The organism is Robertmurraya mangrovi (assembly GCF_034427655.1).
In the GTDB taxonomy this organism is placed as follows: Bacteria; Bacillota; Bacilli; order Bacillales; family Cytobacillaceae; genus Robertmurraya_A; species Robertmurraya_A mangrovi.
The window spans coordinates 21,269-45,003 of record NZ_JAXOFX010000005.1 but is presented as its reverse complement, the minus strand read 5'-3'; the positions used below and the strand labels follow the sequence as shown (position 1 = coordinate 45,003).

Annotated in this window: 18 protein-coding genes; 13 read left to right on the top strand and 5 right to left on the bottom strand. The window is 36.7% G+C overall.

The window, feature by feature from the left end; genetic code table 11:
• The first annotated feature begins 2 nt into the window (after nucleotides 1–2).
• The 6 genes from SM124_RS09750 to SM124_RS09725 all read left to right on the top strand — a co-directional run bounded on the left by SM124_RS09750 (nucleotide 3) and on the right by SM124_RS09725 (nucleotide 9,017).
• Nucleotides 3–1,361, top strand: a complete 1,359-nt coding sequence (locus SM124_RS09750) for a (Fe-S)-binding protein (protein ID WP_322446336.1) — start codon at nucleotides 3–5, stop codon at nucleotides 1,359–1,361.
• Entirely contained in the window at nucleotides 1,358–2,815 is a 1,458-nt protein-coding gene (locus tag SM124_RS09745; RefSeq protein ID WP_322446335.1) for an FAD-linked oxidase C-terminal domain-containing protein, read from the top strand. Before SM124_RS09750 ends, SM124_RS09745 begins: the two co-directional genes overlap by 4 nt.
• Nucleotides 2,816–3,001: 186 nt before the next feature.
• Complete coding sequence (locus SM124_RS09740; RefSeq protein WP_322446334.1) at nucleotides 3,002–5,179, top strand: malate synthase G; 2,178 nt, start codon at nucleotides 3,002–3,004, stop codon at nucleotides 5,177–5,179.
• 60 nt (nucleotides 5,180–5,239) lie between these two features.
• On the top strand, nucleotides 5,240–6,010 hold the full coding sequence (locus SM124_RS09735; protein ID WP_322446333.1) for a fumarylacetoacetate hydrolase family protein: 771 nt from the start codon (nucleotides 5,240–5,242) through the stop codon (nucleotides 6,008–6,010).
• A gap of 80 nt (nucleotides 6,011–6,090) precedes the next feature.
• Nucleotides 6,091–6,858, top strand: a complete 768-nt coding sequence (locus SM124_RS09730) for an IclR family transcriptional regulator (protein WP_322446332.1) — start codon at nucleotides 6,091–6,093, stop codon at nucleotides 6,856–6,858.
• A 383-nt stretch (nucleotides 6,859–7,241) separates the two neighbouring features.
• On the top strand, nucleotides 7,242–9,017 hold the full coding sequence (locus SM124_RS09725) for an L-lactate permease (protein ID WP_322446331.1): 1,776 nt from the start codon (nucleotides 7,242–7,244) through the stop codon (nucleotides 9,015–9,017).
• 58 nt (nucleotides 9,018–9,075) lie between these two features.
• Here SM124_RS09725 and SM124_RS09720 read toward each other — a convergent pair whose 3' ends face one another.
• The gene (locus tag SM124_RS09720) at nucleotides 9,076–10,179 is read right to left on the bottom strand and encodes a polysaccharide deacetylase family protein (protein WP_322446330.1); all 1,104 of its coding nucleotides are present in this window, start codon (nucleotides 10,177–10,179) and stop codon (nucleotides 9,076–9,078) included.
• Nucleotides 10,180–10,403: 224 nt separating this feature from the next.
• On the opposite strand from SM124_RS09720, the gene SM124_RS09715 reads away from it, so the two are divergent.
• Together SM124_RS09715 and SM124_RS09710 are read left to right on the top strand one after the other, a co-directional pair.
• Nucleotides 10,404–10,949, top strand: a complete 546-nt coding sequence (locus SM124_RS09715; RefSeq protein ID WP_322446329.1) for a chloramphenicol phosphotransferase CPT family protein — start codon at nucleotides 10,404–10,406, stop codon at nucleotides 10,947–10,949.
• Nucleotides 10,950–11,085: 136 nt separating this feature from the next.
• On the top strand, nucleotides 11,086–12,180 hold the full coding sequence (locus tag SM124_RS09710) for a diguanylate cyclase (protein ID WP_322446328.1): 1,095 nt from the start codon (nucleotides 11,086–11,088) through the stop codon (nucleotides 12,178–12,180).
• A gap of 336 nt (nucleotides 12,181–12,516) precedes the next feature.
• Here SM124_RS09710 and SM124_RS09705 read toward each other — a convergent pair whose 3' ends face one another.
• Both SM124_RS09705 and SM124_RS09700 read right to left on the bottom strand, forming a co-directional pair.
• Entirely contained in the window at nucleotides 12,517–12,660 is a 144-nt protein-coding gene (locus tag SM124_RS09705; protein ID WP_322446327.1) for a hypothetical protein, read from the bottom strand.
• Between the two features lie 85 nt (nucleotides 12,661–12,745).
• Nucleotides 12,746–12,946 carry a hypothetical protein gene (locus SM124_RS09700; protein WP_322446326.1) on the bottom strand — a complete coding sequence of 67 codons (201 nt, stop codon included), beginning with the start codon at nucleotides 12,944–12,946 and terminating at the stop codon, nucleotides 12,746–12,748.
• A gap of 228 nt (nucleotides 12,947–13,174) precedes the next feature.
• On the opposite strand from SM124_RS09700, the gene SM124_RS09695 reads away from it, so the two are divergent.
• A complete protein-coding gene (locus tag SM124_RS09695; protein WP_322446325.1) occupies nucleotides 13,175–16,183 on the top strand; it encodes a 5'-nucleotidase C-terminal domain-containing protein in 3,009 nt (1,002 codons plus the stop codon).
• A gap of 111 nt (nucleotides 16,184–16,294) precedes the next feature.
• Here the strand turns inward: SM124_RS09695 and SM124_RS09690 are convergent, their stop codons facing one another.
• Nucleotides 16,295–17,842 (bottom strand): ABC-F family ATP-binding cassette domain-containing protein, encoded by a 1,548-nt coding sequence (locus SM124_RS09690; protein ID WP_322446324.1) that lies wholly within the window; start codon nucleotides 17,840–17,842, stop codon nucleotides 16,295–16,297.
• Between the two features lie 410 nt (nucleotides 17,843–18,252).
• Nucleotides 18,253–19,515: a dicarboxylate/amino acid:cation symporter gene (locus tag SM124_RS09685; RefSeq protein WP_322446323.1), complete on the bottom strand. Its 1,263-nt coding sequence runs from the start codon at nucleotides 19,513–19,515 to the stop codon at nucleotides 18,253–18,255.
• 315 nt (nucleotides 19,516–19,830) lie between these two features.
• On the opposite strand from SM124_RS09685, the gene SM124_RS09680 reads away from it, so the two are divergent.
• The 4 genes from SM124_RS09680 (at nucleotide 19,831) to SM124_RS09665 (ending at nucleotide 23,729) form a co-directional block, all read left to right on the top strand.
• A complete protein-coding gene (locus SM124_RS09680) occupies nucleotides 19,831–21,102 on the top strand; it encodes a S8 family peptidase (protein ID WP_322446322.1) in 1,272 nt (423 codons plus the stop codon).
• 154 nt (nucleotides 21,103–21,256) lie between these two features.
• The gene (locus SM124_RS09675) at nucleotides 21,257–22,477 is read left to right on the top strand and encodes a tetratricopeptide repeat protein (protein ID WP_322446321.1); all 1,221 of its coding nucleotides are present in this window, start codon (nucleotides 21,257–21,259) and stop codon (nucleotides 22,475–22,477) included.
• Nucleotides 22,478–22,488: 11 nt separating this feature from the next.
• Nucleotides 22,489–22,617, top strand: coding sequence for a hypothetical protein (locus SM124_RS09670; RefSeq protein ID WP_322446320.1), 129 nt, complete (start codon nucleotides 22,489–22,491; stop codon nucleotides 22,615–22,617).
• Between the two features lie 164 nt (nucleotides 22,618–22,781).
• The gene (locus SM124_RS09665) at nucleotides 22,782–23,729 is read left to right on the top strand and encodes a phosphotransferase family protein (RefSeq protein WP_322446319.1); all 948 of its coding nucleotides are present in this window, start codon (nucleotides 22,782–22,784) and stop codon (nucleotides 23,727–23,729) included.
• Nucleotides 23,730–23,735: the final 6 nt, after the last annotated feature.

Below are 23,735 nucleotides of genomic sequence, written 5' to 3'. Positions count from 1 at the left end.
AGATGAGTGTAAACGAATCAGAGCTAAAATTAGATCCTACATGTACAACGAAAAGCTTAAGTAATTATCTTTGGAGTGATCCACCTGATGAGAATAAATGGGCTGATTGTGTTCACTGTGGAATGTGTTTAGAATCCTGTCCAACGTATGATTTGACGGGCCAGGAACAACATTCTCCCCGTGGAAGGGTTCATCTAATCAAGTCCGTTGCTGAAGGGAAGCTTGAAGTAAACGAGCATTTCATGGAGCCAGTGTTTGCTTGTTTAGACTGTCGTGCCTGTACAACAGCTTGTCCTGCTGATGTAGATGTAGGTGGTTTAATTGAAGAAGCTAGAGGGCAAATTCGTCAGGCGATACCATTAACTGGAATGAAGGGTGCTGTTAGCAAGGTATTTTTAGAAGGGTTATTTCCTCATCAAAATCGTTTAAATACTCTTGGCAGCTTACTTAAGTTTTATCAAAAAAGTGGTTTGCAGAAAGTGGTTCGAAAAACGGGACTTATAAATATCATGCCACAACATCTAGTAGATATGGAATCCATTATGCCGGAAGTAAAAGATTCAGTCAGAAAAAAATATCAGAATGAAAACGTGATTAGAGCTAAAGTAGAAACGAAACACGAGGTTTCTATGCTAACTGGCTGCGTAATGGATGTTATGTTTAGCGATATTAATGAATCGACTATTAATGTATTAACGAGAAATGGCAATGACGTAGTGATCCCGAAAAATCAAACGTGCTGTGGAGCTTTGCATGTTCATGCTGGTGACCGTGACATGGGTAGGAAACTGGCCAAGCAAAATATTGAGGCTTTCAAAGATTCAGAGAAGGTTATTGTTAACGCTGCTGGTTGTGGCTGTATGTTAAGAGAATATCCAGAGTTATTTAGAGAAGATCCAGAGTGGCATGAAAAGGCAGAAGAGTTTTCAAAAAAAGTAGAGGATATTTCTAAATACTTGTATGACACAGGATATGAAAAACCGAAGGGAGAGTTAAACACAAGAATTACATACCATGATGCCTGTCACTTAGCCCATGGTCAAGGAGTTAGACAAGAACCTCGTGATCTATTAATTAATATACCTGGTGTAGAAATGGTGCATATGCCAAATTCTGACCGATGCTGTGGTAGTGCAGGGATATACAATATTACCAATCCAGAAATGGCTAATGCGGTTCTTGAAAGTAAGATGGAAAACGTTCCTGAAGATGTCGAAATGATTTCCATGGGGAACCCTGGTTGCATGCTTCAGATGGCAATGGGTGTAAAAAAATACGGTAGAAATCAAAAAATCGTCCATACCGTTCAATTACTAGATTGGGCTTACCAAAAAGAAGATGGTAAGGAGGGGAAATCATGAAGCTAAAGGGGATGAAGACAAACGATAAACATATTTTAAATCTAGCAAAAATTGTAGGAAATGCCCAATCTATTTTATACAAAAAAGAAGATTTAATAGCTTACGATTGTGATGGTTTTACTATTCATAAGCACTTACCATATGCTGTGGTATTTCCGAAAGATACAAGCGAAGTAGCGGAAATTGTCAAATATTGCTCAAACAACTCGTTACCGTTTTTGGCACGTGGAGCAGGAACGGGATTGAGCGGAGGAGCGATACCGATTAATGGAGAAGTCATCATTAGCTTAGTAAGAATGAAGCGTCTTTTAAGTGTAGATCTAGAAAATAGACGTGCCGTAGTTGAACCGGGATTTGTCAATCTCAAGCTTACTAATTCTATTTCAGATAAAGGCTATTATTATGCTCCAGACCCGTCTAGTCAGTACTGCTGTACAATTGGTGGAAATGTGGCGGAAAATGCAGGAGGAGCACACTGTTTGAAATACGGTGTAACGACCAACCATATACTAGGGCTCGAGGTTGTATTGCCAAATGGAGAAATTATTGAAATCAGCCCAAACGGAATACCAGATGCCCCTGGCTATGATTTACTTGGATTATTGACTGGATCGGAAGGAACGTTAGGTATCGTAACAAAAATAACGGTCCGTATTTTAAAAAATCCTGAAGCAAAGCAAACCGTACTTGCTTACTTTGATAAAGTTGAGGACGGCAGTAAGGCTGTGTCTGATATTATCTCTGCTGGAATTGTTCCGGCTGCACTTGAAATGATGGACAAAACAGCGATTGAAGGAGTAGAGGCTGCGGCCTATCCAGTGGGTCATCCTAAAGATATTGAAGCGGTTTTGCTTATTGAAGTGGATGGAATATCTGCGGGAATTGATGAGCAAATCAATCAAATATTAGAAGTTTGTAAAAACCGAAATGTCCGTGAAGTAAGAGCTGCGAAGGATGAAGCTGAAAGGGCAAGATGGTGGGCAAACCGAAAAACAGGATTTGGAGCGATGGGAGCTATCTCACCTGATTATTTAGTACAGGATGGTGTCATTCCACGAAGTCGATTACCAGAAGTACTAGAACGCATTAATCAAATTAGTAAAGATTCTGGGTTGAGGATTGCTAATATTTTTCACGCAGGTGATGGAAACTTACATCCTCTTGTCCTGTTTGATGCAAGAGTTCCTGGTGAAACGGAAAAAGCATTAGAAGCAGGAAGTGCATGTCTACAGGTTTGTGCAGATGTAGGTGGAACGATAACAGGCGAACATGGAGTTGGAATCGAGAAAAAAGAAGAAATGCGCTATGTTTTCAAGGATGAGGAAATTATTGCTCAAACCAATATTAGAGAGGTCTTTAATCCTCGAAATCTATTAAATGCTGGGAAGTTATTTCCGACACCGGGTCGCTGTGTAGAGATAAAAAAAGAGTTGAAGGAGAAGGCTACTTCTTAGTTCGGGTAACAACTTGAACGATAAACAACAGTACGGGTCGACTAATAAAAAATAATAGACGCATTTTTCAGATAAATAAATTGAAAATGAATTCCAAATTGTGCTATGATTTTTTAAAGATTAATCGAAACGGTGTTTCGTAATAACAAACAATATGGGTTTTTCTAAATTAAGGAGGATTATAGAATGGGAGATTACGTAAAAGTAGGGAAACTTCAAGTAGCACCACAACTTTATCAATTTGTTAATTCAGAGGCACTTCCTGGCAGTAGGCTCAATCAGGAGCAGTTTTGGGCGGATTTAGAAACACTTGTATATGAACTTGCTCCAAAAAATAAAGCTTTGTTACAACGTCGTGATGATATTCAGGAAAAAATTCATACATGGCACAAAAGCAATAATGATTTTAATTTTGATCAATATAAAGCATTCTTGCAGGAAATTGGTTATTTAGAGCCTGAAGTAGCAGATTTTCAAGTGACGACTGAAAATGTGGATGGAGAAGTAGCGCTTCAAGCGGGACCACAGCTAGTTGTACCAGTAGATAATGCACGTTATGCTCTAAACGCGGCGAATGCGAGATGGGGAAGCTTATATGATGCACTATACGGAACTGATGTAATCAGTGAGGAAGATGGTGCCACTCGTGAAGGAAGCTATAATCCTGTTCGCGGTGAAAAGGTTATTACTTTTGCGAGGGAATTTCTTGATCGAGCTGCTCCTTTAAATGGTTTTTCACACAAGGAAGCAGTGAAATATACGGTTGTTGGTGGAAAATTAGTTGTTACCGTAAAAAGTGGAGAAACAACTGGACTAGTAAATGAGGAAAAACTAGTAGGCTATCAAGGCAAATCAGAGGAACCGACAGTTGTTTTACTTAAAAATAATGGACTGCACTTTGAAATTCAAATCGACGCTAATCATCCAATCGGAAAGACGGATCCAGCTGGAGTAAAGGATGTCCTTTTAGAATCTGCCTTAACGACTATTATGGATTGTGAAGATTCAGTTGCTGCAGTAGACGCGGAAGATAAAGTGCTTGTCTATAGAAACTGGTTAGGATTAATGAAAGGTGATCTTACTGCAAAATTCAAGAAAGGCGATAAAACGTTAACACGTACTCTTAATCCAGATCGTACGTACACTTCACCTACTGGGGAAGAAGTTACATTAAAAGGACGTTCATTAATGTTTGTACGTAATGTTGGTCACTTAATGACAACAAATGCTCTTTTAGATGAGAATAGTCAAGAGCTTCCTGAAGGCATAATGGATACAGTGATGACGAGTCTTCTTGCCAAGCATTCATTACTGGCTAACGGTAAATACCAAAACTCCTCTAAAGGTTCTGTATATATTGTTAAGCCAAAAATGCATGGATCAGAAGAAGTTGCCTTTGCGAATGAGCTTTTTGACCGTGTGGAGGATTTGCTAGGTTTAGAACGGAACACATTAAAAATCGGAGTAATGGATGAAGAGCGACGGACTTCTCTAAACTTGAAAAATTGCATTAGCCAAGTAAAAGAAAGAGTGGTTTTTATTAACACCGGTTTCTTAGATCGTACAGGGGACGAAATGCATACCTCTATGGAGGCTGGCCCTATGATCCGCAAGAATGATATGAAAGGGTCTAAATGGTTACAAGGTTACGAGAAGTCAAATGTGAATGTTGGATTAGAAAGCGGCTTCCAAGGTCGTGCACAAATTGGAAAAGGTATGTGGGCTATGCCGGATATGATGGCAGAAATGTTAAAGCAAAAAGTGGGTCACCTACAAGCGGGAGCGAATACAGCTTGGGTTCCGTCACCTACAGCGGCTACTTTACATGCTCTTCACTACCATCAAGTGGATGTGAGAGAAGTGCAAAACGAACTCTTAAAAGATGTGCAAGATTTAAGAGACGATATTTTAACCATCCCAGTTGAAAGCAATCCGACTTGGTCTAAAGAAGAGATTCAGCAAGAACTTGATAACAATTCACAAGGAATCCTTGGTTATGTTGTACGTTGGGTGGAACAAGGAATTGGCTGTTCAAAAGTACCTGATATTAACAATGTGGGATTAATGGAAGACCGTGCGACACTGCGAATCTCTAGTCAGCATATGGCAAATTGGTTACACCATGGGGTAGTAACAGAAGAGCAAGTGCTAGAAACTTTAAAGAGGATGGCAAAAGTAGTAGATGAGCAAAATGCAGGAGACGCAGCATACCGACCGATGGCAGATAACTATAACGATTCAGTAGCCTTCCAAGCTGCTTGTGAACTTGTGTTTAAGGGCTATGACCAGCCAAGTGGCTATACAGAACCGATTTTACATCGTCGTCGTTTAGAGGCGAAGGCAAAATTTTCTGTAAAGCAATAAATATTAAAAACGGGGCATTAAACTGTAATGCCCTGTTGTCCAATAGGAAGGAGTGTAAGAATGAAATTTGCACGATTTAGTATTGGGTTAGAACAATATAATGGCATATTAACGGATGGTCGACTCAAAGTCATTGAAGGAAATATTTTTGAGGATTGGAAATATACACGAGAAGAGTTTCCTGCTGATGAAGCACAATTTTTAGCACCTCTAGAACCGAATCAAATTATTGGAATCGGTGCTAATTATGTATCAAAGCTTGAGGAACTGCCTACTGAGTTACCTGAAATTCCAGTTTTCTTTTTTAAACCAACTTCTTCTGTCATTGGTCCTAATGAAAAAATAATCATTCCAGAAGGAATTGAACAAGTAAAGTTTGAATCAGAATTAGCTATTGTTATGGGGAAAGAGGCAAAGCATGTTTCTGAAGAAGATGTATTCGATTATGTGTTTGGATACACGGTTGGCAATGACGTAACCGCACCACAATTTTTCCACAAAGATGGTCATTGGATGGTTGGAAAATCTTTCGATACATTTACCCCGTTAGGCCCAGTCATTGAGACCGATCTGGATCCTTTCACCGTAACCGTTGAGGCAAAATTGAACGGTGAGCAAAAACAATATAGTGGAACAGATTTAATGATTATTCCCATTCGAAAAATGATCTCATACTTATCGAAAGTTATGACCCTAAAACCAGGAGATGTAATTTTATCAGGTAGTCCTATTGGAGCGGAATTCGTTGGAATAGGTGCTGTTATAGAATGTACGATTAAGGAAATTGGGACATTAAGGAATAGTTTTGCATCTGTAAGTGTAAAGGCGTAAATGGACTTGAAACCAAACCGTTGTCAAATAACGGTATGCTATAATACGAATAATATGTTTACGCTCTGAGGTGGGTTAAAGTGGAAAGGGAGAATATGGTGAAGTCTGTAAGCCGGGCCCTTGATATCATTACTCTTGTGGGGATGAAAAAAGGTGGTTTAGGTGTTACAGAAATCGCAAAACAGATAGATATAAATAAAAGCTCTGTTTATCGGATTTTATCAACACTCGTACAATATGGATACATTGAACAAGATCAAGAGACCGGTAAATATAAATTAGGTTATAAGTTTTTAGAGGTAAGCTCTAGATTACTTGAATCAATTGATTTACGAACAGAGGCAAAGCCCTTGTTACAAGAATTAGGGAAATATACAAATGAAGTAATTCATTTAGTGGTTTATGATCAAGGGGAAGTCGTCTATATTGAAAAATTAGAAGGAAATGAAACATTGCGCATGCATTCAAAGGTTGGAAAAAGAGCCCCTATACATTGTACAGCTGTTGGGAAATCTATTATAGCTCATTTTCCTTCAAATGAAGTGATCGACATTCTTGAGCGAAAAGGAATGCCGATGCATACGGATAAGACCATTGTAAACATCGATACCTTTATGGAAGAGCTTATTAGTGTAAGACAAAGGGGATATGCACTCGATCTTGAGGAAAATGAATATGGCATAACATGTATTGCTGTTCCCATTTTTGACCATTTAGGAAAAGCAGTAGCGGCTGTGAGTATTTCAGGCCCTACTATTAGAATGACCGATGAAAGATTACATGAACTTCAGGAGAAAATGGTTGTGATAGGGAAAAGCATATCCGCTAGATTAGGTTTTGTTAAATAAAGAATAAAAGAGATAACTAGAAGGTTAATAAATAATTTGTTCGAAATTAGATTGAAATACTATTTCGAACAAATTTTTTTTGTTTAGAAAAGCATCTAGTACAACTTGACCTACAACTCCGGATAAAAATATAGAAATGATTTATTTCTAGAGCAACTTTCTAAGTAAGAATAATTAAGAGGGAAGGAGCATATTTTAGGTTCATAAAAATGTAAAATAAATATTTTGAAAATTAACAAAATTAACAATTTGACTTGAACTAAAACGGTTAGATTTACCGTTGCTGTATAACAATTTTTCTATCGTTGTATAGCAATGTTGTTTTATATGCAACAAATGAATTTATTGTTTCTTATTATCAAACTAAAGGAGGAAAGTGTCTTATGAGTACTGGAATGTTAGCTTTTTTATCTTTATTGCCTATCATTGCGGTAGGGGTATTTTTAGTAGGATTAAGATGGCCAGCGAGTAAAGCAATGCCTATTGCGTACCTCGTTGCAGTGGGTCTAGCATTATATGTTTGGAAAGTTCCAGGTGTGAATGTGGCGGCCGCATCAATCAATGGATTGGTTGTTGCCGGGACCTTATTGTACATTATTTTTGGTGCCATTCTACTATTAAATACTCTACAAGAAAGCGGTGGCATAAAGACCATACGCCAAGGTTTCACAGATATATCTGAAGACCGCCGTATTCAGGTCATCATTGTTGCTTGGTTGTTTGGATCCTTCATTGAAGGTGCAGCTGGATTTGGTACACCGGCTGCAGTAGCGGTACCACTTATGGTTGGTCTTGGATTCCCAGCGATGGCAGCAGTAGTAGCGGGGATGGTTATACAAAGTACCCCCGTTTCGTTTGGAGCTGTCGGTACTCCGATGCTTGTAGGTGTTCAAAGTGGGTTATCAGCTGATCCTACTATTACAACTGACTTCCTTGCTCTAGTAACAGCCATTGGTGGAAAGGTTGCCCTATTACATATGATTGCGGGCACACTAGTTCCCCTATTTGTTGTGGCTCTTATGACAAGATTCTTTGGTAAAAATAAATCATTCACAGAAGGGTTAAAGGTTTGGAAGTTTGCTTTGTTCTCTTCTTTTGCCATGACCATTCCTTATATCATTGTGGCAAATGTATTAGGTCCAGAGTTTCCTTCTATGATTGGAGGATTAGTTGGATTGGCTATTGTCGTATTTGCAGCAAAAAAAGGATTCCTTTTACCTCCAAAAGAAGATACTTGGGATTTTGAAGAAAAGTCTAAATGGGACCCAGAGTGGATTGGTAAATTAGAAATTAAAGATATCTCACATAAGAGCGGAAGCATGAGCATGTTCAAAGCTTGGTTACCTTACGTGTTAGTTGGTGTTTTCTTAGTATTAACTAGATTGAAAACGCTTCCTTTACAAGGTTGGATGCAATCTTGGACCGTAAAATTTGAAAACATCTTCGGGTCTGCTATTACAGCTAGCTTCCAGCCATTATATTTACCTGGAACAATCTTTATCCTTGTGTCAGTGATTACGTTCTTTATCCATGGAATGAACGGAAGTGCCTACGGTCGAGCTTGGTCTCAATCAGCTAAAACGATGTTATCTGCATCAACTGCTCTTATCTTTACTGTTCCGATGGTACAAGTGTTTTTAAATACAGGAGGTGGAGCCGCCGGTTTTGAACGTATGCCGATTGAATTAGCGAATGGTGTTGCTGCACTAGCAGGTGAGTTTTGGCCGATTTTTGCTACTTTTATAGGTGGATTGGGTGCATTCATAGCGGGAAGTAATACGGTAAGTAATATGATGTTCTCTTTATTCCAGTATGATGTTGGTTCACAAATTGGAGTTGATCCTTCATGGATTGTTGCTTTGCAAGCTGTCGGTGGAGCTGCTGGTAACATGATTTGTGTTCACAACGTTGTAGCGGCATCGGCAGTAGTAGGTCTAGTAGGTAAAGAAGGAGCAGTTATTCGAAAAACTTTATTCCCATTCACCTACTATGCCTTACTGTCAGGAGCTGTTGGGTATTCCATTGTATGGTATTCACAAAAAGGAATATTCAACATAGGTTCGTTTATTGCAGTCATCATTGCATTTGCAGCAGTATATATCATTGCCACAAACAATAAGCGTGCAAGTCTACTAACTAATACTTCCAATAATAAATAGAAGAAATATTCGTGTACGGAGGTGATTCCCCCTTAATTATGTAAGGGGGAATCACCTCTTATGGATTAGAAAGCAAGGTTTGAATCGTTACAAACTTATAGCCTTGTTTTTTTAGCTCATCTATAATTTGTGGTAATGCCTCTATCGCTCCATCTAACATTCTGTTTTCTTTAAAATTATGTTGTAAGATAATGGCTCCCGGTTTTGTATCACGTTTAATTATCGATAAAATATCCTCGGCACTGTTCCCACTCCAGTCAAGTGTATCAACGTTCCAAAGGATGTTTCTCATGCCAATTTGATTTAAAACTACGGCATCTGCCTTCGTATAGGCTCCATATGGAGGACGGAATAAATCTGGTTTTTTTCCAACCACTCGTTGCAGCTCATCTTGTGTAGATAAAATTTCTTGTCTTACAACGGAACTCCAATTCTTTCTTAAGTCAGGGTGATTGTAGGAATGGTTAGCTAGACCATGGCCTTCTTTCACGATTCTCTCCATTAGATCTGGGTTTGCCTTGACCTGCTTTCCTAGTACAAAAAATGTAGCAGGGACCCCTTTATCTTTTAAAATGTCTAAAATTTGAGGAGTATAATAATCCTCTGGACCATCGTCGTAAGTAATGGCTACAAGTTTTTCTCTGCTCTCTGCTTGACGATAGGTGATTGTAGGAGATGCAATGTTTGTTGTTATGAAGGTTCGATTAATAGAAAAATCGTATTTTACCTTCATCCCTAATTTATTTGCAATATCTACTATTGGTACAAAATAATCGCCGCCGAATTCTATTGTTGCTGTAGCTAAAGGATTTCTTACCCAAGTTCCTAAATGTTGAATATAGTCATCAGTATAGTTTTTCCCAAGAGGCGCTGCGAACCTAACGTTCTTTGATTGGAATACAATTGATCGGTATTGAGCATCCCAATCTACAGTAGCACCAGTGTTTTTTAAAAACAGAGCTGGAACGAGTAAGTGTCCATTTCTCATTAGATATTTTGTGTTAATAGGGTCACCGTCAATAAAAATAGGTGCCTCTGATAAAGTTGATTCATTTGCTTGGGTGGGAATTGCAAATGAAAATAGTAGAATAAACAAAAAGATGTATTCTTTTTTCCTGTTAAGTAACTGAAGGGGAAAATAGGAATTATTTATCTTTCGCATTTTTTTACTCCTTTCTTCTCGTTGGATAACGCAAACAAATGATAGCTCACTTCATTAAGAAATAACATTCCCTCTTGATACAAAAACTATGATTAAAGTGAGTTAATCCATGAACAGGGGGGATTTAGTTTTCAAATGAGAGAAAAAATAAAGTGTCGAAATATTTCAAACGGTTTGTTACAATCAATCTAATAAATAAGCGGCAAAAAATAAGGAGCGTTAAAATGGATAAAGGGAATATTATTTTACTTAATGGAGTGTCAAGCTCAGGGAAATCAACATTATCGAAAGAGTTAACGAAAATATTGCCTAATTATTATCACTTGAGTATAGATGATTTTGATATTGTAATTGAGCGAATGGAGGACCGAGAAAATGATAGATTGATTCCGGTACCAACAGAATATTTCTTCCACCGTACTATAGCGATGTTTTCAGACAAAGGAGTAAATTTGATTGTAGATCAAATTCTACATGATTCATTTACTACAGAAGATTGTTACAAGACTCTCAAAGACTATCCTGTCTTATTTGTTGGAGTTCAATGTCCAATTGAAGAATTGGAGAGAAGAGAAATGCAAAGAGGAGACAGACGAATAGGTCAAGGAAAGCAGCAGTTAGAGTATGTACATAAGAGTGAAGTCTATGATATCGTGGTGGATACATATAAGGATAGTTTAGAACATTGTGCCAAGAATATTGCACAACTCATCCAAACACAAGAATTACCACAGAAATGGGCAGTGAACTGTTTTGTCCCTGAAATTTAGCGTTCCTAATAAATCAAACCTGGTGCTCAGAACATCAGGTTTTTTTCATGTAAATAGGATAAACAAATGATACCAGTTTATAAATATGGTACAATTTTACCCTAGGGGTAAAATTTGGTTAAGGGGAAGATTGTTAATGATTAGTGATTTGGTCGTTAATATATCAATTTTAATGGCATTTACATTTATTTGGCATGAGTTATTTCGTAATAATAGGCTCACCTTTAATTCCCCTCTTAGTATAAAAATTTTAGATGGTTTAATAGCAGGGATTTTAGGAATTGTTTTAATGCACTATAGTATCCAAGTCAATGACATTACTATACTAGACTTAAGACATATACCTGTTATTTTAGTAGCGTTTTTTGGGGGCTTTATCCCAACCATCATTTCTTCAATCGTCATTTCTATTGGACGGTTTTTAATCGATTTTAATTTTTCTTCCATCGTTTCTTTATTTATGATGCTTACAATCGCGGTAGGTTCCAGTCTAATTGTACATAAGATAAAGCTTTCTCCATGGAAACTTTGGGTTACGCTAATCATATATAGTCAGGCCATTTTCTCGTTAGCTTTATATATCGTATCTGAAAATTATGTACAAGTACTTGTGTATGCCTTTTATCATGTGATAAGTGCATTTTTTGGTGGAATACTGACTTTTTATTTTGTTTTATATATCCGTAGAAATACTGAATTGTATCTTAAATATAAAGAAAGTGCTCGGCGCGATTCTTTAACGGGTCTGTATAATGTCCGATCCTTTGCTTATTATTACAACCAGTTTTTATCGAAAGCTATAAAAGATAATAGTGAATGTGCGATTTGTCTAGTAGACGTAGATTTTTTTAAGAAAATCAACGATACATATGGACATCATTCAGGAGATGAGGTATTAAAACAACTTGCTAGTTTACTAACTAAACTAACAAGAGAAGGTGACATTGTTTCAAGAAATGGAGGAGAGGAATTTTCTATTCTTCTTCAAGATTGTACAATTGAACAAGTAAAAGACATTGCAGAAAGAATACGAGAGACAGTAGAGAATTATCCATTTATTTTACCGGACTATAGAAAAATAAATCTCACTGTATCTGTTGGTGTGGCTAACTATCACAATAAAATTAGTAAACCTGATATGCTTTTCCAAGAAGCTGATCATGCATTGTATAATGCAAAGCAAAGCGGAAGGAACCTGGTTTGTATGTACACAAGTGGTGCTCCAATTTAATAAATGACAAAGTAGGCTGTCCCATAAGTCATTATAAAATGATTTATGGAACAGCCCATATTTTATTAGGCTATTGATAATTGAATTGTTCTAGTAATTTCGTCCGTTGATTTCCGGTCCAGGCACTTGCTTTCCGCGGGGAGGAAGTCGAGCCTCCTCGCCGTTCCGTCTGTGGGGTCTCGACCTTCCTCTGCATCCCGCTGGAGTCAAGTGCCTTCCCCTCCAATCAACTAAGTGCTTAATACTAGATATAAAATGAAGCGGAGAAAGAGAATTCATTTCTCTCTTCATATTTTACTTAGCTACTGATTAGACAGCCCCTTTTATTTATAACTCTTAAAAGAAATCACGCTCCATGTAACGATCATCATGGTCATCTTCATCTATTTCATCATCTTCAAAAGAATCTTTAGTATCATACTCTTCTTGTTCAAAATCGTTATGGAGAAACCGATTGAAAAATTTGAAAGGATCCTTCATATTTATTCCCCCCTATATTTTAACTTTATTATTTCCAAAAATAAAAGTCAGGATACAAGGGGAACTTGACTATGGGTGTATAACCCTATTTTATTTGTTGCACCGTATAAGCCATACCTTCCTCTGCAGCACCATTCATTTCAACTTCATTCCCATATTGATCAAAGATAGTCGCTTCTCCTGTTAAGACAAGATTATAAAGTCCTTGATTTTTCTTCAGTAAAGCATGTTTTAATGATGCCCCTCTAAACAACACCACTTCTTCTTGATTAATCAGTACTTTCATACGTCCCGCTCCTTTAGTCGTGAATAAATATTCATATATCAATAAAATAATCTGTAGTCCTTACCGCTTACCTTTTGGTAATGAAAGCATTTTCATAGATATTAATACATAGGAAATAGATGGGAAAACCAGCATTTAACGAATGTTTAATATTATCTTAAAATTATATTTACACACTGCCTTTATAGTGGGATACATGCGTCATATTAAATATTGAGGAGGAACATCATGCGTTACTTTTTAACGAGGAAAAATAAGATTACCTCTGTACTAGTTTTATTTACTATCTTATTTTACTCCTTATTTACACCTATTTTTCAATTTACTGCAGAGGCTTCAGAAACTCAAGAGGGGAACATTGTTGACTTAAAAATTTTACATACAAATGATCTCCATGCTAAGATTGATCATTTTGCAAAGATTGCAGCTTATATTCAATCCGAAAGAAGTAAGGCAAGTCATTCCCTTTATATTGATGCAGGGGATATTTTTAGTGGAAACCCTGTTGTAGATCTACAAAAAGGAAAACCCATTGTTGATTTACTAAATGACATGGGACTACAAGCAATGGCAATAGGTAACCATGATTTTGATTACGGCCAGGAAGAATATGTTGAACGTCAGCTACAAGCAAACTTTCCTTGGCTAGGGGCTAATATTGTAGTAGAAAACCCAAGAGTCAAAGAAGTCCCTCAACCAAACCCATACACGATTCTTGAGGCAAATGGATTAAAAGTAGGTTTAGTATCTGTAATAGAAACGCCTCCATCAACAGCACCAGCAAACGTAGTTGGTATCAAATTTAATGACCCAATTCAAACATTAAAGCAATATGAATTTTTAAAAAATGAAACTGATATTTTAATCGCTTTAACACACGTTGGCTATAGTGAAGATCGAGAAATTGCTCAAGCTATTAACTTTTTTGACGTTATTATCGGTGCTCACTCTCATACAGCATTAAGTGCTCCAGCGATAGTCAATGGCACTCCAATCGTACAAACAGGTGGGAATGCAGAAAACGTTGGTAACTTAAATATTTCTTATAATACGGAAACAAAAGAAGTTGTTTCAGTAAACGGCTTTTTGCAAAAAGTAAGTCTTTTAGAAGAAGCTGATCCCGCAATCCAGGCTAAAGTTGATGCCTATAAAGAGGCAATGGCACCTTTATTAGGAGAGGTTATTGGTACAACTACCGGACTATCTAGAAGTGGAAACCGCGATACTCAATTAGGTAACTTTTGGACAGATTCTATTCGTTATTTTACAAATGCAGATGTTGCTTTAACGAATAACGGAGGAATTCGAGACAATATTGCAAGTGGAAGTTTAACGGTAGGTGATATTTACCGAGTTGAGCCATTTGCAAACGAAATTATGAAAATCGAAATGACTGGACAAGCCTTAAAAGATGTCATTGATTATTCTTATAATCGTCGTAGTTCAGTTGATTTACAAACTTCAGGTTTACACTACAAAATCTTAACAAACAACACAGGTAAATTTGTAGGTTCAGAATTAACGATTAATGGTCAACCTATTGACTTAGCGAAAAAATATATTGTTGCCGTTGGTGATTATATCGGTTCAGGTGGAAGTGGATATAACTTTGCCGGAACGGTTTTAGAAGCAAAATCCGGTTTTATGACAGAATCCATGATTGCTTTTGCCAAACATGAAACTTCACTAGGTAAAACGATTAGTTACAATTCAAATGAGCGTATTAAGATTGAAGTTGCTGCAAATGCACCAATTGAAGGAACGGTAATTGGATCGACTTCAAAAGGTTTATCATCAGCAAACAACAAACTAGGAGATTCAAGTTTAGGTAATCTATATACGGACTCCGTTCGCTCAAAAACAGGTGCGGACTTTGGGATGCTGAATAACTCTTCGGTTGAAGGTAATATTGCTCCTGGTGATATTGCGGATAAGCAGATCGAGAACTTAGATGCATTTAAAAATGAAATTGTTGTTGTTAAAACGAATGTTGCAAAGGTAAAAGAAATATTACTAACTCAAGCACAATTCCATAATGGTTCAGACTTACAAGTGTCCGGCTTGCATTACGAATTAATAAAGAAAGACGGAAAAATCTCGGATGTAAAAGTTACTCTACCTGATGGCTCACCATTAGATGAGACAAAACCATATACGGTAGCTTATAACGATTATATGCATGGAAGAGCTTTCTATAGTTTAGGTACAGAAGTGGTAGCTGCCTCTAACTACGGGAAGGTTTGGGAATCCATTGTAGAGTATGTGAAAAATCACAACGGTCCGATTGATTATGTTGAAGGTAGCAGAATTAAGATTACGACCGATCAAGTGACTCAGCCAAACCCTCTTTCAACAATTGCAGAAGCACGTCAACTGACTACAAATAAAGTGGTAACAGTAAAAGGGACTGTTACAACAATACCTGGTGCTTGGGGTGGAAAAGGCTTCTACCTTCAAGATGAAACGGGTGCAGCCTATATCTATCAAACTACTAATGATGTAAATGTTGGAGATGTGGTTGAAATAACTGGAAAAACAGCAAATTTTAATGGGGAATTCCAAATTTCTAATGTTACTAAACTAGTAAAGGTGGATACTGCTCCAGTACCAGCTGCAATAGTAGCCAATCCTTCGAAGGAAAATGAAGGTCAACTAATTACTTTAGAAGAAGTCACTATTGCTGATTTAGAAAAAGTAAATGCAAATGGTACATTTGAATTTAAAGCGATTAATAAAGAAAATGAAGCGATTTTGGTTCGAGTGGATAGCCGTACAGGTTTAGTGTACGACCAATTTAATTTCCAAAATGGAGATGTTATTAATCTCTCTGGTATCTCTAGTCAATTTAAAGGGGTTTACCAAGTAAAACCACGTGTAGATTCAGACTTTACATTTATTCGTCCGACAGTAGAGTACGTTGTTTCAACACCTAGCATCACGGATGAAAACGGCCAAACCATTCAAAGTTTAGAGAGAAAACAAAACATTAACTTAAGTACTGAAATTAAAAACAATTGGGTTGATGCGAAAGAAGTTGAACTAGTAATGGAATTAGTCGACAAACATGGTCGATTGGTTAGTGAAGTGAAAGAGGTTAAGAGTGTTGAAGGTCGAGAGAGTATTACCATAGGTGGTAGTATGAAAATACCAGCCAATCAAAATGGCCAACGCCCAACTTTAACCATCTCATTGAAAGTGGACGGGAAACTTATTACTGATGCAGTAGTAGTTCAATAATATTTCAAAAAAACCTGTCGTTATTTTAATGACAGGTTTTTCGATACGAACAAACTTCATCGATTACAACGAGATACATATGAAGCAACCTCATTATTTAAGGAGAGTGTTCTACACGCGCCAATCTTCCATGTTCCACACCTGAGTAACCCACTGCTCATAAAATTCAGGTTCATGAGACACTACCATTACAGTTCCTTCATATGCCTGTAATGCTTTAGCAAGTATTTCTTTTGCTTGGATATCTAGATGATTGGTAGGTTCATCAAGAATGAGCCAGTTACTTTTCTCCAGCATTAATTCACATAACCTAACTCTCGTTTGTTCTCCGCCGCTTAAAGAATGTAAAGGTTGAAAAATATGTTCTGACTTTAGGCCAGCTCTGGCAAGTGCTTGCCGAACTTCTTTTTGAGTCATTCTCTCATGTAATGACCAAATGTACTCAAGTGGTGTTTCCTGCGATGTTGAGGTCCATTCTTGAGCAAAATAGGAGGGGCTTACATTTTGACCAAATGAAACGGTACCACCTAGAGGACTTAACTCACCCATAATGGTTTTTAATGTGGTAGATTTTCCTATTCCATTATGACCAATGATGGCTACTTTTTCTCCTCTTTTTAAAGCAAAGGACATAGGAGGTAGTAAAACCTTATCATACCCTACCTCTAACTGACTTACTTCAACGATTAAACTAGCTGGCCTTTCACAAACCTTAAAAGAAAACTTAGGTTTTGGAGGTGGACTAGGTGTTTCGATTCGATCTATTTTCAACAGCTTCTTTTCCCTAGCTTTTGCTTGTTTAGATGTTGAAGCACGAGCTTTGTTTTTATTAATATACGTCTCAAGCTTTTTTATTTCAGCTTGCTGCCTATCGTAGGCTAAAAATGTTTGATGTTTTCTAAACTCATAAGCTTCCATAAACTTATGATAATTTCCTATATATCTTGTTAGATTTTGATGCTCAAGATGATAAATGATATTCACCACTTCGTTCATGAAATGCGTGTCATGAGAAATGAGTATGAATGAATGTGGATACTGTTTTAAATAGCTTTGTAACCATTCAATATGCTCATAGTCTAGATAGTTCGTTGGTTCATCGAGCAATAAAACATGAGGCTCTTCTAACAACAGTTTAGCTAACAGTAACTTGGTTCTTTGACCGCGACTTAATTGACTAACATCCGTTTCTAAACCATATACATCTATCCCTAAACCAGCAGAAATTTCTTCAACTTTTAAGTCAATCCCATAAAAGTCCCCATGGTCTAACAACCCTTGTAGAACAGAAAACCGATTCAACAGTTTATCCAATTCGGAACCGAGACAATCTGCCATTTTATTAGATATTTCTAGCATTTCAAGCTCGGCGTCGTATAAATACTGAAAAGCACTTCTCAAGTAATTTCTAATGGTTATTCCTTCGGTTAGGTTTATATGCTGATCTAGATAGCCAACCTTTACATTCGGTAGCCATTCAATATCACCCTGATCAGGTAGTAATGTTCCGTTCAGGATCTGAAGTAAAGTCGACTTGCCAGAACCGTTTGTTCCAACGAGACCAACTCGTTCTTGATTCAATAAGTTAAAGTTTATATTTTTAAGGACTAATTTTGCTCCATAATAATGTGTTAAGTTTTGTACTGATAAAATACTCATAATGTAGTCTCCTTCAAAATTGGTATTGAGACCAATCGTAAAACGGGAAGAAGTGTTTATATTTACAAACAAGCTGGAGTACTGATAAAAAAATATAAAAAAGGGTACAGTGAATACACTCTACCCTTTCCGTGACTTCGACAAATACACATAAGCCGAATGTATATATAAGAAAAGAGCCAGATTGTCTGTTGTTTCACGATTGGCTTTGCTAAAAAAAGGACATACTTATCCCGTTTAAGCTCGGTCAATTCAAAAAACAACAGGTAATCTCATCGGACTCTTTTCCTCCTTTAAAAAATATGATTACACTTTACATTATATGGTAGTATTATGTTTTTTGTAAAGGCTCACAACCAAACAAAAAAAGACTAGAATGATGAATTCATCCTAGTCCAGTTCATGAAGTGTTACGCAGTTAATTGGTTGGATTCCTCAATATCTGACTCAATCCACTCTTTACCTTCCACCAATCTAGTGACAGCCATACTAGAAACCGTGTCTCCAGTAGCATTTACCATCGTAGCTGGTGGATCAATTAATGTACCTAACACAGCCAAGATAGGTAGTGCCTCCATTGGGAAACCGTAAATCGTTACTATAAACATTTCAGCGATAAATCCACCGCCAGGTACTCCACTCATAACCGTTCCAGCTGCGATTGAGATCACAATGGCATATAAAAAGGTTTCAATTCCACTAAAGTTCATATTAAATATTCCAAATAAGAAGGAAATTTTTAAAATCGCTCCTAAAGCCGAACCGTCCATGTGAATTTGAGCACCCATCGGAATGACAACATCACGAACATCTTTAGGCACCCCAATTTTTCTAGCTGCATCTACATTGGTTGGGATGGTTGCTACGCTACTACAAGTTCCAAGAGAAGTAATCGCTGGTGCAGCAATGTTTTTCCAGAAACGACTAATTCCTTTTTTACCACCTGCTATGTAAGCATAAATCGTAAAACCAATAAAGAAGTATAGAACGGTAACGGGATAGTAAACAATCATAGCTCGTGCATAACTACCTAATAATTCTGGACCAAACACTCCAACTAGTGCAGCAAAGTAGGCTGCTAATCCAATAGGTGCATAGTACATTACTAGTTTAACTAATTTCCCCATAACCTCTGAAGCAGAAGCTAAGAAAGTAGCAACAGGTCTGCCTTTTTCACCTACTAGGTTGGTTGCTAATCCGAATAATACAGAAAATACAATAAGTGCTAGCATATTTCTTCTAGAAAATAAATCTACAAAGTCCGGTACACTAACGGCTTTTACCACTTGTGCCCCAAGACTTAGTTCTTCCACTTCTTCAGGTTGAGTTAACTCAATGGTTGTTCCTTCTGATGGTGGAACCATGGTAACTGCTACGATCATGACCATAGAAGCGATAATACCGGTAACAATAAAAACAAGCATCATTGAACCCATGATAGAGCCTAGACGTTTCAAGTTTTGCATGTTCGCTACAACGGCACTTAGCGAGAAAAATACCAATGGAACGACAATCGTAAACATTAGGTTAAGAAATAAGTCACCTAAAGGCTGTAGAACGGCCGCATCTTCCCCCATGGAAATCCCTATTAAACTACCAATAATAATCGATAATAACAAAATTAGGGGGAACCGATAGCTTTTTAGAATTCCTACTTTTTTTGTTTCTGACATGTATAAACCTCCTATTCAAAATAATGGTAGTTACTAGATTATATCAGAATATGGGTGTTAAAACATGTGTAAGTAGTGTTATCTGATAAATCTTCCACAATTTGATTACCTTTTTATTTGTTAGAGAGTGAGATAGAATTCCTAAAAATACTACCAACAGAAGTACTTAAGAAAATAAGTTGCACTATTTTTATAGATTTAAATATTTTCCCAACCTCCTAATGTCTAAAAACCATTGATTTAGTCAGAAAATTTGCAATATAGTTATTACACAGTCTTGATGGCTGTCATTACATTTGTGAAAGGGGCTATTACATGAAGAAAAGAAAAACATTAGGGGTGGCACTTTTAAGTGCAGCAATGGGACTTTCACTATTTACAACAGGAGCTTTTGGTCAGCAAAAATCTATGAACTCAAAAGAAACGTATAGGGTTCATATCCAAGGGCCAAGCGAAGAAAAGGTTAAAGTAAAAGATCATTACGGAGCTCGATGGGATTTTGGAACAGAAGGTTTTACAACTACAGTAAATGAAAATCAATACCATGCTCTACTAAAAAATAAGAATTTAAAAATAGAGTTAGTTTCAGAACTTCAGCTAGAAACGCGCCCTGAAACGAATGCAAAACCAGGAGGGACAACAGCACAAGCGCTGCCAAGTGACCAAACTCCTTGGGGAATTGAAGCTATCTACAATGATAGTACAATTAAAGCTACTTCTGGTGGTAAAGGCATTAAGGTAGCGGTCTTAGATACAGGTGTTTATACCAATCATATTGACTTAGCTGGATCAGCTGAACAATGTAAAGACTTTACTCAATTTAAATCACCTTTAGTCAATGGAAGTTGTACAGATAAAAATGGTCATGGGACACATGTTGCTGGTTCTGTTCTTGCACATGGTGGAAATGATGGATTAGGGATTTATGGAGTGGCGCCAGAGGCAACTCTGTGGGCGTATAAAGTATTAAATGATAGAGGATCAGGCTACTCTGATGATATTGCTGGAGCTATTCGTCATGCTGCAGATGAAGCAGTCCGTACAGGATCTAAAGTGATTCTATCTATGTCACTAGGTTCAAGTGCAAAAGATTCAATGATTGCTAGTGCAGTAGATTATGCTTACAGTAAAGGTGTTCTTGTCATTGCTGCAGCGGGTAACAGTGGTTCAGCAGATAATACGATCGGATATCCTGGGGCTTTAGTAAACGCTGTAGCAGTTGCAGCATTAGAAAATGTACAACAAAACGGTACATACCGTGTAGCAGATTTTTCTTCTAGAGGAATCCCAACTACTGCTGGGGACTATGTCATCCAAGAAAAGGATGTAGAAGTATCAGCACCAGGTCGTGCAATTGAATCTACTTGGTATAACGGTTCATATAACACAATCAGCGGAACTTCAATGGCAACTCCACATGTGTCAGGCTTAGCTGCTAAAATTTGGGCTGCTAATCCTTCGTTAACTCACGTAGCGCTTAGAGCAGAGTTGCAAAACCGTGCAAAATTATATGACATTAAAGGTGGTATTGGAGCTAAAACTGGTGATGATCACGCATCAGGATTTGGTTTCCCACGAGTAAAATAAAATGGAGGAAAGCCATCTGGAAAGCTTCAGATGGTTTTCTTCTACTAATTTCATAGGACAAAACTACCATTTTGCTAAAAAATCTGAAAAATTTATATAACTTTATATATAATCAATATAAAGTCTCAATTACTAGTTATTTGGGGGGAGAACGTTGGATTATGGTCCTTTAATTAAATTTTATCGAAATCAAAGAGGGATTACACAAAGAGAATTAGCCGAGGGCATATGTTCAATTTCCCATCTAAGTAAAATTGAGAATAACACAAAGGACGCAAATGAAGAAACGATTGTTTTATTACTAAATAGGCTAGACATTGATATAAAGGAAGTAACAGAAAAGGAAGAGTTAATCAGGACACATCTTCATCAGTTAAACCAGATGATTAACTTTTATCAAAGGCAAGAAGTAGAGCAGATTATGCTTGAGTTAAAAGAGTACGAGGGAATCATACCCTTTACAGCTTTTCTATATCCTTATGAACTAACTAAATTTAGATATCTTTTGTTTAGTGGAAAGGTTCAAGAGGCAGATGAGCAAAGGGATCTATTATATAAACAAAAGAAGTTATTTTCCCAACGTGAAACCTATTTATTCCAATATTATAATGCTGTATTGTATATGTTGAAGGGGAATCATTTAAAAGCGGATAAACTGCTTGATTCTATCTTATTGCAAATTAACAACGATATTGCTTCCGGTGAAATTATCTACTACCGTGCACTTGTGAAAAGTTTAATGGGTGAATCAGGTCATGCGATTCATTTTGGTAAAATGGCACTTCAGTTTTATATGAATGAACATAATTTTATCAGGATCCTACATACTCTTATGTTGTTGGGAATCAATTATACTGAATCTGGAATCTATGAAGAAGCCCTAAGTTGTTTTCAACATCTAGTGAGAAATGCGGAGCTCTTGAATGAAAAAGGATTACTTCCACAAATTTATCATAATTTAGGTTTTCTTTATAGTAAGATGGGTAAAGAAAGAGAGTCCTTACATTTTTTTCAGAAAAGTCTTTCGATGCAGTCGAATATCAATACACATTACTTAATTACATTATATGACATTGGAGAAGTATACTACTCTCTTCAAGAATATGAAAAAGCAAGAGATTCTTTTGAAGAATCATTAAGAATAGCAAAAGAAATTGGAATGAAGAAGTATGAAATTCTAGCAAAATATAATCTTATGTCTATAGAAGAAAATGAGGAATCTATTGAGTATTTAATAACAACGGTTATTCCATTTTTAGAAGGCAAGAATGAACATAAGGATACCCTTGTTATATACTATAAACTTCTTTCTAAGCACTATAAGCAACTGGGAATGGATAAAGAAGCATTGTATTATATGAATAAATTAATTTAAGGAGGAAAAATATGAAAAAAGTACTTTATTCCATCGTGGTATTAGGATTTGTTTTGGTAGGATCCTTTGGAAGCACTCAGCAGTTTTCAGATGTTGAAATTAACACTGGTGGAACTCATCCAATCCAACCACCAATGTAAACTCTATAATCTTAGTAAAAGGCATGTTCCCAGCAACATGCCTTTTTTACATTTTATCCTGTTCCACAAGCAAATAAAAAAATTCATCCCAAAATATGATATAATTTTGGTTTAGATTAGAAACATTGAGCTGAATAAAAATTTCACATAGATGAGTGATTAATATGGATTTACTAAAAGATATCGTATTACCCAGCGGTTATCTTGACTATAGTAAGATAGAGAAAAGTGAAATCGTATATAAAGGAACGAACGGTAGAAATGTAGAGAGATTTTATGTCTCTAATTCTCAAAGCTTTATATTTAAACCACTAACAAATAACAGCCAGTTAGGCAAAGAAATATGGATTTACGATGAAGTTCTTCCATCTCTGCCACCCATTTATCCTCGGGTTTTTGAAAAGTCCATAAGCAATGTTCTTAATAGTAACTGGATTATCTTTGAAGATTTAGGCCATCTTCAGCATCAATTTAATGGAGAGATTGCCACTAAAATGTCTAAATTTATAGCGGACTGGCATTCTAATTCTAATATTTCTATAAAAGAAAAAGACTCAAAGGGGCCAAAACCTTTTATAGAGGATATAGTGGCTGATTTAAAGGTAAAAAGAACGGAAGTGTTGAAAAGCTTACCAGAACATGCATTGTTTCTAGACTTTGTTTACTCGTTCCTCGAGCATTTTGAGTTCTCTAAGAAAATGGTTTTCTCACATGGTGATTTGCATTTAGGAAACTACTGTATAGTTCAGGATAGATTAGTGGTTTTAGATTGGGAACATGCTCATTATAATATACCATTTTGGGATTTGTACCACTTGTTAGATATGTCTCATCCGTTGTTTCCTAAAGAGGTTTCCCAAAAATTAAGAGAGCATGTTTTAGATGAATACTTAAATAAGGTTAATATTATAGAATTTACACAAGATAAGGATGCTTTTAAAAAGGAATATTATGTATTTGCAGCTGTTTTTTCCATTTGGATGATTTCTCTTATACAGGGAGATTTGAATAGAAACGATGAAAAGTGGCCGAAAGATCAATTGAAAAATCAGCTTGCAGAAACTACCTCAAGTTTCGAACAGTGTGTGGAGCAATTGAAAAAATATTGTTAGGTGGTA

Excerpts from the sequence above, each read along its gene's own strand:
- SM124_RS09750 (WP_322446336.1), top strand. The coding sequence starts at position 3 with ATGAGTGTAAACGAATCAGAGCTAAAATTAGATCCTACATGTACAACG.
- SM124_RS09745 (WP_322446335.1), top strand. The coding sequence starts at position 1,358 with ATGAAGCTAAAGGGGATGAAGACAAACGATAAACATATTTTAAATCTA.
- SM124_RS09740 (WP_322446334.1), top strand. The coding sequence starts at position 3,002 with ATGGGAGATTACGTAAAAGTAGGGAAACTTCAAGTAGCACCACAACTT.
- SM124_RS09735 (WP_322446333.1), top strand. The coding sequence starts at position 5,240 with ATGAAATTTGCACGATTTAGTATTGGGTTAGAACAATATAATGGCATA.
- SM124_RS09725 (WP_322446331.1), top strand. The coding sequence starts at position 7,242 with ATGAGTACTGGAATGTTAGCTTTTTTATCTTTATTGCCTATCATTGCG.
- SM124_RS09720 (WP_322446330.1), bottom strand. The coding sequence starts at position 10,179 with ATGCGAAAGATAAATAATTCCTATTTTCCCCTTCAGTTACTTAACAGG.
- SM124_RS09715 (WP_322446329.1), top strand. The coding sequence starts at position 10,404 with ATGGATAAAGGGAATATTATTTTACTTAATGGAGTGTCAAGCTCAGGG.
- SM124_RS09710 (WP_322446328.1), top strand. The coding sequence starts at position 11,086 with ATGATTAGTGATTTGGTCGTTAATATATCAATTTTAATGGCATTTACA.
- SM124_RS09705 (WP_322446327.1), bottom strand. The coding sequence starts at position 12,660 with ATGAAGGATCCTTTCAAATTTTTCAATCGGTTTCTCCATAACGATTTT.
- SM124_RS09700 (WP_322446326.1), bottom strand. The coding sequence starts at position 12,946 with ATGAAAGTACTGATTAATCAAGAAGAAGTGGTGTTGTTTAGAGGGGCA.
- SM124_RS09695 (WP_322446325.1), top strand. The coding sequence starts at position 13,175 with ATGCGTTACTTTTTAACGAGGAAAAATAAGATTACCTCTGTACTAGTT.
- SM124_RS09690 (WP_322446324.1), bottom strand. The coding sequence starts at position 17,842 with ATGAGTATTTTATCAGTACAAAACTTAACACATTATTATGGAGCAAAA.
- SM124_RS09685 (WP_322446323.1), bottom strand. The coding sequence starts at position 19,515 with ATGTCAGAAACAAAAAAAGTAGGAATTCTAAAAAGCTATCGGTTCCCC.
- SM124_RS09680 (WP_322446322.1), top strand. The coding sequence starts at position 19,831 with ATGAAGAAAAGAAAAACATTAGGGGTGGCACTTTTAAGTGCAGCAATG.
- SM124_RS09670 (WP_322446320.1), top strand. The coding sequence starts at position 22,489 with ATGAAAAAAGTACTTTATTCCATCGTGGTATTAGGATTTGTTTTGGTA.
- SM124_RS09665 (WP_322446319.1), top strand. The coding sequence starts at position 22,782 with ATGGATTTACTAAAAGATATCGTATTACCCAGCGGTTATCTTGACTAT.